Source organism: Pseudomonas alcaligenes, assembly GCF_041729615.1.
Lineage (GTDB): Bacteria > Pseudomonadota > Gammaproteobacteria > Pseudomonadales > Pseudomonadaceae > Aquipseudomonas > Aquipseudomonas alcaligenes_B.
This window is the reverse complement of sequence record NZ_CP154874.1, coordinates 651,030-664,387: the sequence shown is the minus strand read 5'-3', so window position 1 is coordinate 664,387 and position 13,358 is coordinate 651,030. Positions and strand designations below refer to the sequence as shown.

The window sequence follows — 13,358 nt, the reverse complement described above, 5'->3', positions numbered from 1 at the left end:
GGGCCCTCCGGGGCCCTTTGCTTTTGCGCCTTTCTCGCTTGTTTTTTCCCGGGGGTGGCCCCATCTTAGGGCCAAGGGTACTCCCGTCCGTTTACGGCCGAATGGCCGCCGTAGAGCTGAAATCATGAAGACAACCATCGAATTGCCTCTCTTGCCGCTGCGTGATGTCGTGGTCTATCCGCACATGGTCATCCCGCTGTTCGTCGGCCGCGAGAAGTCCATCGAGGCCCTGGAGGCCGCGATGACCGGCGACAAGCAGATTCTCCTGCTGGCGCAGCGCAACCCGGCAGACGATGACCCGGGTGAGGACGCGCTGTACCGCATGGGGACCGTGGCCACCGTGCTGCAGTTGCTCAAGCTGCCGGATGGTACTGTCAAGGTGCTGGTCGAGGGCGAGCAGCGTGGCGCCATCCAGAAGTTCATCGAGGTGGACGGCCACTGCCGTGCTGAGGTGCAGCTGCTCGACGAGAGCGAGGTCGCCGAGCGCGAGTCCGAGGTCTTCACCCGCAGCCTGCTCAGCCAGTTCGAGCAGTACGTGCAGCTGGGCAAGAAGGTGCCGGCCGAAGTGCTGTCCTCGCTCAACAGCATCGATGACCCGGCGCGCCTGGTCGACACCATGGCCGCGCACATGGTGCTGAAGATCGAGCAGAAGCAGGAAATCCTCGAGATCACCAACCTGGCCGAGCGGGTCGAGCACGTGTTGGCCCTGCTGGATGCCGAGATCGACCTGCTGCAGGTCGAGAAGCGCATCCGCGGGCGGGTCAAGAAGCAGATGGAGCGCAGCCAGCGCGAGTACTACCTGAATGAGCAGATGAAGGCCATTCAGAAGGAGCTGGGCGACATCGACGAGGGCCACAACGAGATCGACGAGCTGAAGAAGCGCATCGAGAACGCCGGCCTGACCAAGGAAGCCCACGCCAAGGCCAATGCCGAGCTGAACAAGCTCAAGCAGATGTCGCCGATGTCGGCCGAGGCCACCGTGGTGCGCTCCTACATCGACTGGCTGACCAACGTGCCGTGGAAGGCCGAGAGCAAGGTGCGCCTGGACCTGGCCAAGGCCGAGGATATCCTCGAGGCTGACCATTTTGGCCTGGAAGAGGTCAAGGAGCGCATCCTCGAGTACCTCGCCGTGCAGAAGCGGGTGAAGAAGCTCAAGGGCCCGGTGCTCTGCCTGGTCGGTCCGCCCGGCGTGGGCAAGACCTCGCTCGCCGAGTCCATCGCCCGCGCCACCAACCGCAAGTTCGTGCGCATGGCCTTGGGCGGCGTGCGTGACGAGGCCGAGATCCGTGGGCATCGCCGCACCTACATCGGCTCCATGCCGGGTCGGCTGATCCAGAAGCTGACCAAGGTCGGCGTGCGCAACCCGCTGTTCCTGCTCGACGAGATCGACAAGATGGGCAGCGACATGCGCGGCGACCCCGCCTCGGCGCTGCTCGAGGTGCTGGATCCGGAGCAGAACCACAACTTCAACGACCATTATCTGGAAGTCGACTACGACCTCTCGGACGTGATGTTCATTTGCACCGCCAACTCGATGAACATCCCCGGCCCGCTGCTGGACCGTATGGAGGTCATCCGCCTGCCCGGTTACACCGAGGACGAGAAGGTCAACATCGCCATCAAGTACCTCACGCCCAAGCAGGTGCAGGCCAACGGTCTGAAGAAGGGTGAGCTGGAGTTCGATGACGCGGCGATCCGCGACATCATCCGCTACTACACCCGCGAGGCCGGCGTGCGCAGCCTGGAACGGCAGATTTCCAAGGTTTGCCGCAAGGTGGTCAAGGAGCATGCCAGGGACAAGCGCATCAAGGTGCTGGTGGATGCCGAGTCGCTGGAGCACTACCTGGGCGTGCGGCGCTATCGCTTTGGCCTGGCCGAGCAGCAGGATCAGATCGGCCAGGTCACCGGCCTGGCCTGGACCCAGGTGGGCGGCGAGCTGCTGACCATCGAGACGGCCGTGGTGCCGGGCAAGGGGCAGCTGATCAAGACCGGCTCGCTCGGCGACGTGATGGCCGAGTCCATGACCGCGGCGCTGACCGTGGTGCGCAGCCGGGCCAAGAGCCTGGGTATCGCCCCGGACTTCCACGAGAAGCGAGACGTGCACATCCACATGCCGGAGGGCGCCACGCCGAAGGATGGTCCGAGTGCCGGTATCGGTCTGTGCACCGCGCTGGTTTCGGCCCTGACGCAGATTCCGGTGCGGGCCGATGTGGCCATGACCGGCGAGATCACCCTGCGCGGCCAGGTGCTGGCCATCGGCGGGCTAAAGGAAAAACTCCTGGCGGCCCACCGAGGTGGAATCAAGACCGTGATCATCCCGGAAGAGAATGTCCGCGATCTCAAGGAAATTCCGGAAAATATTAAGCAAGACCTGACCATTAAGCCGGTTAAATGGATTGACGAGGTCCTGCAAATTGCGCTGCAATACGCCCCGGAGCCCTTGCCCGATGCGGCTCCCGAGATGGTTGCAAAGGATGACACGCGCGAGACTGATTCCAAGGAGCGAATCAGCACGCATTAGCCGGAAGGCTTCCTTGACACTATTTTCGAGCCCTTGTTATAAAGCGGCTCCTATGTGTCGGCAGGTCTTTCAGCACCCGCTTTGCTTACGCCAAACAACTAAGAAACAAACTCAACAGAAATAAGGGGACTTAAGAGTGAACAAGTCGGAACTGATTGATGCCATCGCCGCATCCGCTGATATCCCGAAAGCTGTCGCTGGCCGCGCGCTGGACGCAGTGATCGAATCCGTCACTGGCGCTCTGAAGGCTGGTGATTCCGTGGTGCTGGTTGGCTTCGGTACTTTCGCTGTCAAAGAGCGTGCTGCCCGTACCGGCCGCAACCCGCAGACCGGCAAGCCGATCAAGATCGCCGCTGCCAAGATCCCGGGCTTCAAGGCTGGTAAAGCTCTGAAAGACGCCGTCAACTAAGCGTCTCTCTGGCCTTTGCCCCTCCAGGCCAGGCTAGCCTGACCTGGTACGGAGCGGAGTCCCATCCGCTCCATCAGTTATGAGAAGGCGCATCCTCGGATGCGCCTTTCTTTTATCCGGATTCAACACCCACGCTGCATGGCTGCTTGTTCAGTGCAGCCGTTTCGGGGGAAGCATGCTGCAGAACATCAGGGATAACTCCCAGGGCTGGATTGCCAAGACCATCATCGGTTTGATCGTCATGCTGATGGCCTTCACCGGCTTCGATGCCATCGTCCAGTCCACCAGCAACAGTCGTAATGCCGCCGAGGTCAACGGCGAGGAAATCACCCTGGACAGCCTCAACGCCGCGGTGGATATGCAGCGCCGCCAGCTGATCCAGCAGTTCGGCAAGGACTTCGACGCTTCCCTGCTGGACGACAAGCTGCTGCGTAATGCCGCGCTGGACAGCCTGGTCGAGCGCACCCTGCTGCTGCAGGGCGCCAAGGACGCTGGCATGGCCGTCTCCGATGCCGCACTGGACCAGATGATCGTCCAGCTGCCGGTGTTCCAGGTGGAGGGCAAGTTCGATGCCGCGCGCTTCGATCAGGTCCTGCAGCAGCAGGGATTCACCCGCATGCAGTTCCGCGAGCGCCTCAAGCAGGACGTACTGATCAGCCAGCTGCAGGCTGCCCTGGCCGGCAGCAACTTCGTCACCGACGCCGAGCTGGACGCCTTCGTCCGTCTTGACAAGCAGACCCGCGACTTCGCCAGCCTGACCCTGCCGGCCGACAGCAAGGCTATCGAGCTGACGGACGAAGAGGTCAAGGCCTACTACGACGAGCATGCCGATCAGTTCATGAGCGTCGAGCAGGTGGTGATCGAGTACGTCGAGCTGAAGAAGGAGGCCTTCTTCGCCCAGGCCGAGGCCAGCGACGAAGAGCTGCAGGCGCTGTACCAGAAGGAAATCGCCAACCTGGCCGAACAGCGCCACGCGGCGCACATCCTCCTGGAAGTGAACGACAAGCAGTCCGACGAGCAGGCCAAGGCCAAGCTGGAAGAGGCCGCCAAGCGCCTGCAGGCGGGCGAAGACTTCGCCGTACTGGCCAAGGAGCTCTCGCAGGACCCGGGTTCGGCCGACAACGGCGGTGATCTGGGCTTCGCCGGCCCCGGCGTGTATGACCCCGAGTTCGAGAAGGCCCTGTATGCGCTGAACAAGGGCGAAGTATCCGCTCCGGTGCGCAGCGAGTTCGGCTGGCACCTGATCAAGCTGCTGGATGTCCAGGCGCCCGAGGTGCCGAGCTTCGACAGCCTCAAGGCCAAGCTGGAGCGCGAGATCAAGGCGCAGCAGGTCGAGCAGCGTTTCGTCGAGGCGGCCAAAGACCTGGAGGAGGCCAGCTTCGAGGCCTCCGACCTGGCGCAGCCGGCTCAGGAGCTGGGACTGCAGGTGCAGACCAGCGGCGCCTTCGGCCGCGAGGGCGGCGAGGGTGTGGCTGCCAATCGCCAGGTGGTACAGGCCGCGTTCAGCCCCGAGGTGCTGGAAGACGGCGCCAACAGCGGCGCCATCGAGCTGGATCCGGACACTACCCTGGTGCTGCGCGTGAAGGAGCACAAGAAGCCGACGCTGCTGCCGCTGGAGACGGTTGCCGCGGGCATCCGCGAGACCCTGGCGCGCAAGAAGGCTGGCGAGGCGGCCAAGGCCGAGGGCGAGGCCCTGCTGGCCCAGCTGCGTGAAGGTGGCGCCAGTGGCAAGGAGTGGAAGGTGGTGGAAGCCGCCACCCGCAGCCAGGAGGGTGTCGAGCCCGTGGTGCTGCAGGCGCTGTTCCGCATGGCCAAGCCGGCCGACGGCAAGCCCAGCTATGCTGGCGTGGCGCTGAACAATGGCGACTACGTGGTGCTGCGCCTGGATGGTGTCGGTCAGGCCAAGGCCGAGCTGAGTGCCGAGGAGAAGACCAGCTACCGTCGCTTCCTCGCCTCGCGCGCGGGTCAGCAGGATTTCGCCGCCTACCGCGAGCAGCTCAAGGAGCAGGCCGACATCGAGCGCTTCTGACGCCGATTCCAGCCCATGAAAAAGCCCGCTGAAAGCGGGCTTTTTCGTTTCCGGGGTTGCTATCAGTCTTCGATGGCGCCCATGGCGGTGGTGTTGAAGCCGCCGTCGACGTAGAGGATCTCGCCGCTGATGCCCGAGGCCAGGTCGGAGCAGAGGAAGGCGCCGGCGTTGCCGACTTCCTCGATGGTCACGTTGCGGCGCAGCGGGGTCTGCTTCTCGTTGGCGGCGAGCATCTTGCGGAAGCTCTTGATGCCCGAAGCGGCCAGGGTGCGGATCGGGCCGGCGGAGATGGCGTTGACGCGGGTGCCTTCCGGGCCGAGGCTGCCGGCCAGGTAGCGTACGCCGGCCTCCAGGCTGGCCTTGGCCATGCCCATCACGTTGTAGTTGGGCATGGTGCGCTCGGCACCCAGGTAGGAGAGGGTGAGGATGCTGCCGTTGCGACCCTGCATCAGCGGGCGACCGGCCTTGGCCAGGGCCACCAGGCTGTAGGCGCTGATGTCGTGGGCGATCCTGAAGCCCTCGCGGGTGGTCACTTCGGTGAAGTCGCCATCCAGCTGGTCGCCCGGGGCGAAGCCGACGGAGTGGACGATGCAGTCCAGGCCGTCCCACTTCTGGCTCAGGGCCTCGAAGACCTTGGCGATCTCCTCGTCGCTGGCTACGTCGCAGGGGAAGCACAGCTCGGCGCTGGAGCCCCAGCCCTCGGCGAACTCCTCGACGCGACCCTTGAGCTTGTCGTTCTGGTAGGTGAAGGCGAGCTCGGCGCCTTCGCGGTGCATGGCGGCGGCGATGCCCGAGGCGATCGACAGTTTGCTGGCCACGCCAACGATCAGTACGCGCTTACCGGCGAGAAAACCCATGTGCGTCATTCCTCTTTCAGTTAGTCGGCGGTTGCCGGAGCCATGAACGCGGCTTCCAGCAACTGCCGGGTATAGGGGTGCTGCGGCGCGGCGAACACCTGCTCGGCCGGCCCCTGCTCAACCACCTTGCCCTGCTTGACCACCATCAGCTGGTGGCTCAGGGCCCTGACCACCGCCAGGTCGTGGCTGATGAACAGGTACGTCAGGTTGTACTTGGCCTGCAACGAGCGCAGGAGTTCCACCACCTGACGCTGGACCGTGCGGTCGAGCGCCGAAGTGGGCTCGTCGAGCAGTATCAGCGCCGGTTTCAGCACCAGTGCCCGGGCAATGGCAATCCGCTGCCGTTGCCCGCCGGAAAACTCATGGGGGTAGCGATGCCGGGTCTCCGGATCCAGTCCCACCTCCTTGAGCGCGTCGATGACGGCCTGCTCCTGCTCCTCCTCGCTGCCCATGCCATGGATGCGCAGGCCCTCGCCGACGATCTGGCCCACGCACATGCGCGGGCTGAGACTGCCGAAGGGGTCCTGGAAGACCACCTGCATCTGCCGCCGCAGCGGCCTCACGGCCTTTTGCGACAGGCCGTCCAGCGTCTGGCCCTGGAAGCGGATGGCGCCACGGCTGGCCAGCAGCCGCAGGATCGCCATACCGAGGGTGGACTTGCCGGAACCGCTCTCGCCGACTATGCCCAGGGTCTGGCCCTGGGGCAGGCTGAAGTCGATACCGTCCACCGCCTTCACATGGTCCACCGTGCGCCGCAGCAGCCCTTTCTTGATCGGGAACCACACGCGCAGGTCGTCCACCTCCAGCAGCGGCGGGCCGGCGGGGTTGGCCGCCGGTTCACCGCTGGGCTCGGCGCCGAGCAGCTCCTGGGTGTAGGGATGCTGCGGAGCGCGGAACAATTCGTCACACGACGCCTGTTCGACGATGCGACCGCGCTGCATGACACATACGCGATGGGCGATTCGTCGCACCAGGTTGAGATCGTGGGTGATCAGCAGCAGGGCCATGCCTAAGCGCGCCTGCAATTCCTTGAGCAGTTCGAGGATCTTCAGCTGCACGGTGACGTCCAGCGCCGTGGTCGGCTCGTCGGCGATCAGCAGCTCCGGCTCGTTGGCCAGGGCCATGGCGATCATCACCCGCTGGCGCTGGCCGCCGGACAGCTCGTGCGGATAGGCCTTGAGGCGCTTGGCCGGCTCGGGGATGCCGACCAGCTCGAGCAGTTCGATGATCCGCGCCTGGGCCGCCTCGCCGGTGAGGCCCTTGTGCCAGGCCAGCACCTCGCCGATCTGCTTGCCGATGCTGTGCAGCGGGTTGAGCGAGGTCATCGGCTCCTGGAACACCATGGCGATGCGGTTGCCACGGATGCCGCGCAGCTTGTCCTGGGGCAGCTGCAGCAGGTCCTGGCCACCGTAGCGGATGCTGCCGGCGGGATGGCGGGCCAGCGGGTAGGGCAGCAGGCGCAGGATGGAATGGGCGGTGACCGACTTGCCGGAGCCGCTCTCGCCGACCAGGGCCAGGGTCTCGCCCTTGCGGATATCGAAGCTGACGCCTTCGATCACCCGCTGGGCCTGGCTGCCGATGACGAACTCGACGGCCAGGTCGCGCACTTCGATCAGGTTGTTCGCATCGCTCATTTCATTTCCTCGGGTCGAAGGCATCGCGGGCGGCTTCGCCGATGAACACCAGCAGACTGAGCATCAGCGCCAGCACGGCGAAGGCGCTGATGCCCAGCCAGGGCGCCTGCAGGTTGGCCTTGCCCTGGGCCACCAGCTCGCCCAGCGAGGGCTCGCCGGCCGGCAGGCCGAAGCCGAGGAAGTCCAGCGAGGTCAGGGTGCCGATGGCGCCGGTGAGGATGAAGGGCATGAAGGTCATGGTCGAGACCATGGCGTTGGGCAGGATGTGGTGGAACATGATGCCGCCGTTGCCCATGCCCAGGGCGCGGGCCGCGCGCACGTACTCCAGGTTGCGGCCGCGGAGGAACTCGGCGCGCACCACGTCGACCAGGCTCATCCAGGAGAACAGCAGCATGATGCCCAGCAGCCACCAGAAGTTGGGCTGCACGAAGCTGGCCAGGATGATCAGCAGGTAGAGCACCGGCAGGCCCGACCAGACTTCGAGGAAGCGCTGCCCGGCCAGGTCGACCCAGCCGCCGTAGTAGCCCTGCAGGGCGCCGGCCAGTACCCCGATCAGCGAGCTGAAGAGGGTCAGCGCCAGGGCGAACAGCACCGACACGCGGAAGCCGTAGATCACCCGTGCCAGCACGTCGCGGCCCTGGTCGTCGGTGCCCAGCCAGTTCTGCGCCGAGGGCGGCGCGGGGGCCGGTACCTGCAGCTCGTAGTTGATGCTGGAGTAGCTGAAGGGGATCGGCGGCCAGAGCATCCAGCCGTCCTTGGCCGCGATCAGCTCCTGGATGTAGGGGCTCTTGTAGTTGGCCTGCAGCGGGAACTCGCCGCCGAAGGTGGTCTCCGGGTAGCGCTTGAATACCGGGAAGTAGAATTCGCCGTCGTAGCGCACGGCCAGCGGCTTGTCATTGGCGATCAGTTCGGCGCTCAGGCTCAGCACGAACAGGGCGAGGAACAGCCACAGCGACCACCAGCCGCGGCGGTGGGCCTTGAACAGGGCGAAGCGGCGTTGATTGAGCGGGGAGAGCTTCATCGATCAGTGCTCCCGGCTTTCGAAGTCGATGCGTGGATCGATCAGGGTGTACATCAGGTCGCTCAGCAGCTTGGCCACCAGGCCGAACAGGGAAAAGATGAACAGGGTGCCGAATACCACCGGGTAGTCGCGGTTGACGATCGACTCGAAGCCCAGCAGGCCGAGGCCGTCGAGGGAGAAGATCACCTCGATCAGCATGGAGCCGGCGAAGAAGATGCCCAGCACGGCGCTGGGGAAGCCGGCCACCACGATCAGCATGGCGTTGCGGAACACATGGCCGTAGAGCACGCGGCGGTCGGTCAGGCCCTTGGCGCGGGCGGTGACCACGTACTGCTTGCCGATCTCGTCGAGGAAGCTGTTCTTGGTCAGCAGGGTCAGGGTGGCGAAGCTGCCGATCACCAGGGCGGTCACCGGCAGGGCCAGGTGCCAGAAGTAGTCGAGGATCTTGCCGCCCAGGCTGAGCTCGTCGAAGTTGCCCGAGGTCAGCCCGCGCAGGGGGAACCAGTCCCAGTAGCTGCCGCCGGCGAACAGTACGATCAGCAGGATGGCGAAGAGGAAGGCCGGGATGGCGTAGCCGACGATGATCGCCGAGCTGGTCCAGACGTCGAAGGCGCTGCCGTGGCGGGTGGCCTTGGCGATCCCCAGGGGGATGGAGATCAGGTAGGTGATCAGGGTGCTCCACAGGCCGAGGGAGATGGACACCGGCATCTTCTCCAGGATCAGCTCGATCACCGTGGCGTCGCGGAAGAAGCTCTCGCCAAAGTCCAGCTGGGCGTAGCTGCTGATCATCAGCCAGAAGCGCTCGGGGGCGGACTTGTCGAAGCCGTACATCTTCTCGATCTCGGCCACCAGCTCCGGGTCCAGGCCCTGGGCGCCGCGGTAGTTGGAACCGGCCACCGAGACCTCGCCGCCGCCACCGGAGACGCGTCCGGTGGCGCCGCCGGAGGCGGCGTCGAAGCCTTCCAGCTTGGCGATCATCTGCTCCACCGGGCCGCCGGGCGCGGCCTGGACGATGATGAAGTTGATCAGCAGGATGCCCAGCAGGGTGGGGATTATCAGCAGCAGGCGGCGAACGATATAGGCCAGCATTCAGTTGGCTTCCTTGTCGACGGCGGCGGCCGGGGCGGGATGCAGGGGTTCGGTTTCCCACCAGGTCATCAGGCCCAGGTCGTACTTGGGCGTCACGGCCGGGCGGCCGAAACGCTTCCAGTAGGCGATGCGCCAGCTGTCCACGTAGTAGTTGGGTACCACGTAGTGGCCCCAGAGCAGGGCCCGGTCGAGGGCGCGGGCATGGGTGACCAGCGCCTGGCGCGAGTCGGCGCGGATCAGGCCTTCCACCAGTTGGTCGATGGCCGGGTCGCGCAGGCCCATCAGGTTGCGGCTGCCGGGGTTGTCGGCGCTGCTGGAGTGCCAGAACTCGCGCTGCTCGTTGCCCGGCGAGCTGGATTGCGGCCAGATCGCCGAGGTCATGTCGAAGTCACGCGAGCGCAGGCGGTTGATGTACTGGGAGACATCGACCCGGCGGATCTGCAGGTCGATGCCCAGCTCGGCCAGGTTGCGCTTGAACGGCAGCACCACGCGCTCCAGGTTGGCCTGGAAGTTGAGGAACTCGAAGGCCAGGGGTTTGCCGTCGGGACCGATCATCTGGTCGTTTTCGATGCGGTAGCCGGCCTCGGTGAGCAGCTGGTAGGCACGCCGGCTCTGTTCGCGGATCATGCCGCTGCCGTCGCTGACCGGCAGCTTGAATTCCTGGTTGAACACCTCCGGCGGCAGCTGGTCGCGCAGCGGCTCCAGCAGTTGCAGTTCGGCGGCGTCGGGCAGGCCGCTGGAGGCTAGCTCGGAGTTGGCGAAGTAGCTGTGGGTGCGCTTGTAGGCGCCGTAGAACAGCTGCTTGTTGGCCCATTCGAAGTCGAACAGCAGGGCGATGGCCTCGCGCACCCGGCGATCCTGGAACATCGGCCGGCGCAGGTTGAACACGTAGCCCTGCATGCCGGCCGGGTTCTCGTTGTGGATCGACTCCTGGACGAAGCGCCCGGCACGCAGGGCAGGGCAGTCGTAGCCGGTGGCCCAGTCCTTGGCCGAATATTCCAGGTTGAAGTCGAACTGGCCGGCCTTGAAAGCCTCCAGGGCGACCTGGGTGTCGCGGTAGTAGTCGACCAGGATGCTGTCGAAGTTGTACATGCCGCGAGTCACCGGCAGGTCCTTGGCCCACCAGTCCTTGACCCGCTCGAAGCGTACGCTGCTGCCGGGCGAGACCTTGCTGATGCGGTAGGGGCCGCTGCCCAGCGGCGGCTCCAGGTCGCCCTTGGCGAAGTCGCGGCTGGCCCACCAGTGCTTGGGCAGCACCTGGATCTGGCCGAGGATCAGCGGCAGCTCGCGGTTGTCCTTGTGCTTGAAGTCGAAGCGCACCCTGAGCTTGTCCTCCGCCACCACCTGGGCCACGTCGCCATAGTAGTGGCGGTACATGGGATCGCCTTTTTCCAGCAGGGTGTTGAAGGTGAAGATCACGTCCTCGGCGGTCACCGGGGTGCCGTCGTGGAAGCGCGCCCTGGGATTGAGGATGAAGCGCACGTAGCTGTTGTCGGCGGCTCTGTCGATCTTCTCGGCCAGCAGGCCGTATTCGGTGAAGGGCTCGTCCGGCGAGTGGTAGGTGAGGCTGTCGTAGATCAGCCCGACATTCACCGCATTGCCCTTGGGGATGAAGGGGTTGAGGCTGTCGAAGCCGCCGATGTCGCGCTGGCGCAGGATGCCGCCCTTGGGCGCGTCCGGATTGACGAAGTCGAAGTGCTGGAAGTTCGCCGGGTACTTGGGTGGCTCGCCGTACAGGGTGATGGCGTGCCGCGGTTCGGCCTGGGTGGCGCCGGCTAGCAGGAGCAGCGTGGCGCCCAGGGTGCGCAGGGCATGTTTCATCGAGCGATCTCCGAGGACTTCAGCCACCAGGCCCGCAGCCCCAGGGTGTAGGGCGGGGTGGTGAGGAAGGCGAAGCGGTTGCGGTAGGCCAGGCGGTGATGGCTGACGTACCAGTTGGGAATGCTGTAGTGCTGCCAGAGCAGGACGCGGTCCAGGGCGCGGGTGGCGGCGACCTGTTCCTCGCGGGTCTGCGCCGCCAGCAGCTTGTCGAGCAGGCTGTCGACCACCGGGTGGCGCACGCCCGCGTAGTTCTTGCTGCCCTTCACGCCGGCCTGGCTGGAGTGGAAGTACAGCCATTGCTCCAGGCCCGGGCTGAGGCTCTGCGGCAGGGTCATGAGGATCATGTCGTAGTCGAACTGGTCGAGGCGCTGCTTGTACTGGGCCCGGTCCACGGTGCGCAGCTCGGCCCGGATGCCGATGCTGGCGAGGTTCTCGGTATAGGGCTGGAGTATGCGTTCCAGGTTGGGGTTGACCAGCAGGATCTCGAAACGCAGGCGCTGGCCCTTGGCGTTGACCAGATGCTGGCCAGAAGGTTTCCAGCCGGCCTCGGCGAGCAGGCCCAGGGCCTTGCGCAGGGTCTCGCGCGGGATGCCGCGGCCGTCGGTGGCGGGCAGGGCGAAAGATTGGCTGAACAGGCGGGCCGGCAGTTGCTTGCGGTAGGGCGACAGCAGCAGCCACTCCTGGCCTTCCGGCTTGCCGGTGGCGGCGAACTCGCTGTTGGGGTAGTAGCTGCCGCTGCGTGTGTAGGCGCTGTTGAACAGGGCGCGGTTGGTCCACTCGAAGTCGAACATCAGGCCCAGGGCCTCGCGGACCTTGCGCTCGGCGAAGGTGGCGCGGCGCGTGTTCATGAACAGCGCCTGGGTCTGGGTGGGGATCTGGTGCGGGATCTCGGCGCGGATCACCTCGCCGCGGGCGATGGCGGGGAAGCGGTAGCCGTTGGCCCAGTTCTTCGCCTGGTGCTCGATGTAGAAGTCGAACTCGCCGGCCTTGAACGCCTCGAAGGCCACGCTGCTGTCGCGGTAGAACTCGAACTCGACGCGGTCGAAGTTGTACTTGCCGCGGTTGACCGGCAGCTGTGCTCCCCACCAGTCCTTGACCCGCTCGAACACCAGGCGCCGGCCGGGCTCGACCTGGGTGATGCGGTAGGGGCCGCTGCCCAGCGGCACCTCGAAGCTGGTGGCCTTGAAGTCGCGGTTCTTCCAGTAGTGCTGGGCCAGCACCGGCAGTTCACCGAGGCGCAGGATCAGCAGCGGGTTGCCGCCGCGCTTGAAGATGAAGCGGATGCGGTGGCGATTGAGGATGTCGACCCGCTGCACTTCCTGCAGGGTGGTGCGGTATTGCGGATGACCGTCCTTGACCAGGGTGCGGTAGGAGAAGGCCACATCGTAGGCGGTGATCGGCTGGCCGTCGTGGAAGCGCGCCTCCGGGCGCAGGTTGAACACCACCCAGCTGCGGTCCTCGCTGTATTCCACGCTCCTGGCGATCAGCCCGTAGGCCGAGGCGGGCTCGTCGCCGGAAGGGTCGTAGGCACCGGTGCCGACCATCAGCGGCTCGTTGAACTCGCTGACCCCGTACTGCAGGAAGTTGGGCGCCGCCGAGGGGCTGCTGCCCTTGAAGCTGTAGGGATTGAGGGTGTCGAAGGTGCCGTAGGCCATTACCCGCAGCGTGCCGCCCTTGGGCGCGTCGGGGTTGACCCAGTCGAAGTGGGTGAAGCTGGCCGGGTACTTGAGGGTCCCGAACTGGGCATAGCCATGGCTTTCGATCAGGTTGGCGAAAGCAGGAAAGCTCATGGCCAGGCCGAAAATCAGCGAGAGCAAAGGACGCATCGGGTGCAGGGTCCAGTCCATGGGGCTTTCTGACGCTAGGCGGGGCGTTGCCGTCGTAGCTGCGGTGCCTGCCGTGCGTTTGTTTGCCCGGTACAGTAACAGCTTGTATCCGCAGGAAAAAGAGTGCCTTTTTCACAGCATGTGCCATCAA

The 13,358-nt window shown here is 65.3% G+C and carries 9 protein-coding genes; 3 read left to right on the top strand and 6 right to left on the bottom strand.

Annotated features, from left to right (window positions below; genetic code table 11):
- The first annotated feature begins 124 nt into the window (after window positions 1-124).
- From lon to AAG092_RS03145, 3 genes are all read left to right on the top strand, one after another.
- Window positions 125-2,521 carry an endopeptidase La gene (lon, locus tag AAG092_RS03155; protein ID WP_373388512.1) on the top strand — a complete coding sequence of 799 codons (2,397 nt, stop codon included), beginning with the start codon at window positions 125-127 and terminating at the stop codon, window positions 2,519-2,521.
- A gap of 136 nt (window positions 2,522-2,657) precedes the next feature.
- Complete coding sequence (hupB, locus tag AAG092_RS03150) at window positions 2,658-2,930, top strand: nucleoid-associated protein HU-beta (protein ID WP_003087931.1); 273 nt, start codon at window positions 2,658-2,660, stop codon at window positions 2,928-2,930.
- 175 nt (window positions 2,931-3,105) lie between these two features.
- Window positions 3,106-4,959 (top strand): SurA N-terminal domain-containing protein, encoded by a 1,854-nt coding sequence (locus AAG092_RS03145; protein ID WP_373388511.1) that lies wholly within the window; start codon window positions 3,106-3,108, stop codon window positions 4,957-4,959.
- A 62-nt stretch (window positions 4,960-5,021) separates the two neighbouring features.
- Here AAG092_RS03145 and fabI read toward each other — a convergent pair whose 3' ends face one another.
- The 6 genes from fabI to AAG092_RS03115 are packed head-to-tail and all read right to left on the bottom strand — an operon-like array spanning window position 5,022 to window position 13,207.
- Window positions 5,022-5,816: an enoyl-ACP reductase FabI gene (gene fabI, locus AAG092_RS03140; RefSeq protein ID WP_110682464.1), complete on the bottom strand. Its 795-nt coding sequence runs from the start codon at window positions 5,814-5,816 to the stop codon at window positions 5,022-5,024.
- Between the two features lie 20 nt (window positions 5,817-5,836).
- Window positions 5,837-7,450: an ABC transporter ATP-binding protein gene (locus AAG092_RS03135; protein WP_373388510.1), complete on the bottom strand. Its 1,614-nt coding sequence runs from the start codon at window positions 7,448-7,450 to the stop codon at window positions 5,837-5,839.
- A gap of 1 nt (window position 7,451) precedes the next feature.
- Window positions 7,452-8,471 (bottom strand): ABC transporter permease, encoded by a 1,020-nt coding sequence (locus AAG092_RS03130; protein WP_373388509.1) that lies wholly within the window; start codon window positions 8,469-8,471, stop codon window positions 7,452-7,454.
- Window positions 8,472-8,474: 3 nt separating this feature from the next.
- Complete coding sequence (locus tag AAG092_RS03125) at window positions 8,475-9,560, bottom strand: microcin C ABC transporter permease YejB (RefSeq protein ID WP_373388508.1); 1,086 nt, start codon at window positions 9,558-9,560, stop codon at window positions 8,475-8,477.
- Window positions 9,561-11,381: an extracellular solute-binding protein gene (locus AAG092_RS03120; RefSeq protein ID WP_373388507.1), complete on the bottom strand. Its 1,821-nt coding sequence runs from the start codon at window positions 11,379-11,381 to the stop codon at window positions 9,561-9,563. It lies immediately after the preceding gene.
- Window positions 11,378-13,207 carry an extracellular solute-binding protein gene (locus tag AAG092_RS03115; RefSeq protein WP_110682708.1) on the bottom strand — a complete coding sequence of 610 codons (1,830 nt, stop codon included), beginning with the start codon at window positions 13,205-13,207 and terminating at the stop codon, window positions 11,378-11,380. Before AAG092_RS03115 ends, AAG092_RS03120 begins: the two co-directional genes overlap by 4 nt.
- Between the last annotated feature and the right edge of the window lie 151 nt (window positions 13,208-13,358).

What these genes read in the sequence shown, in the direction of transcription:
- AAG092_RS03125 (WP_373388508.1), bottom strand. Translation starts at nt 9,560, where the DNA reads ATGCTGGCCTATATCGTTCGCCGCCTGCTGCTGATAATCCCCACCCTG.
- lon (WP_373388512.1), top strand. Translation starts at nt 125, where the DNA reads ATGAAGACAACCATCGAATTGCCTCTCTTGCCGCTGCGTGATGTCGTG.
- AAG092_RS03115 (WP_110682708.1), bottom strand. Translation starts at nt 13,207, where the DNA reads ATGCGTCCTTTGCTCTCGCTGATTTTCGGCCTGGCCATGAGCTTTCCT.
- AAG092_RS03120 (WP_373388507.1), bottom strand. Translation starts at nt 11,381, where the DNA reads ATGAAACATGCCCTGCGCACCCTGGGCGCCACGCTGCTCCTGCTAGCC.
- AAG092_RS03130 (WP_373388509.1), bottom strand. Translation starts at nt 8,471, where the DNA reads ATGAAGCTCTCCCCGCTCAATCAACGCCGCTTCGCCCTGTTCAAGGCC.
- fabI (WP_110682464.1), bottom strand. Translation starts at nt 5,816, where the DNA reads ATGGGTTTTCTCGCCGGTAAGCGCGTACTGATCGTTGGCGTGGCCAGC.
- AAG092_RS03145 (WP_373388511.1), top strand. Translation starts at nt 3,106, where the DNA reads ATGCTGCAGAACATCAGGGATAACTCCCAGGGCTGGATTGCCAAGACC.
- AAG092_RS03135 (WP_373388510.1), bottom strand. Translation starts at nt 7,450, where the DNA reads ATGAGCGATGCGAACAACCTGATCGAAGTGCGCGACCTGGCCGTCGAG.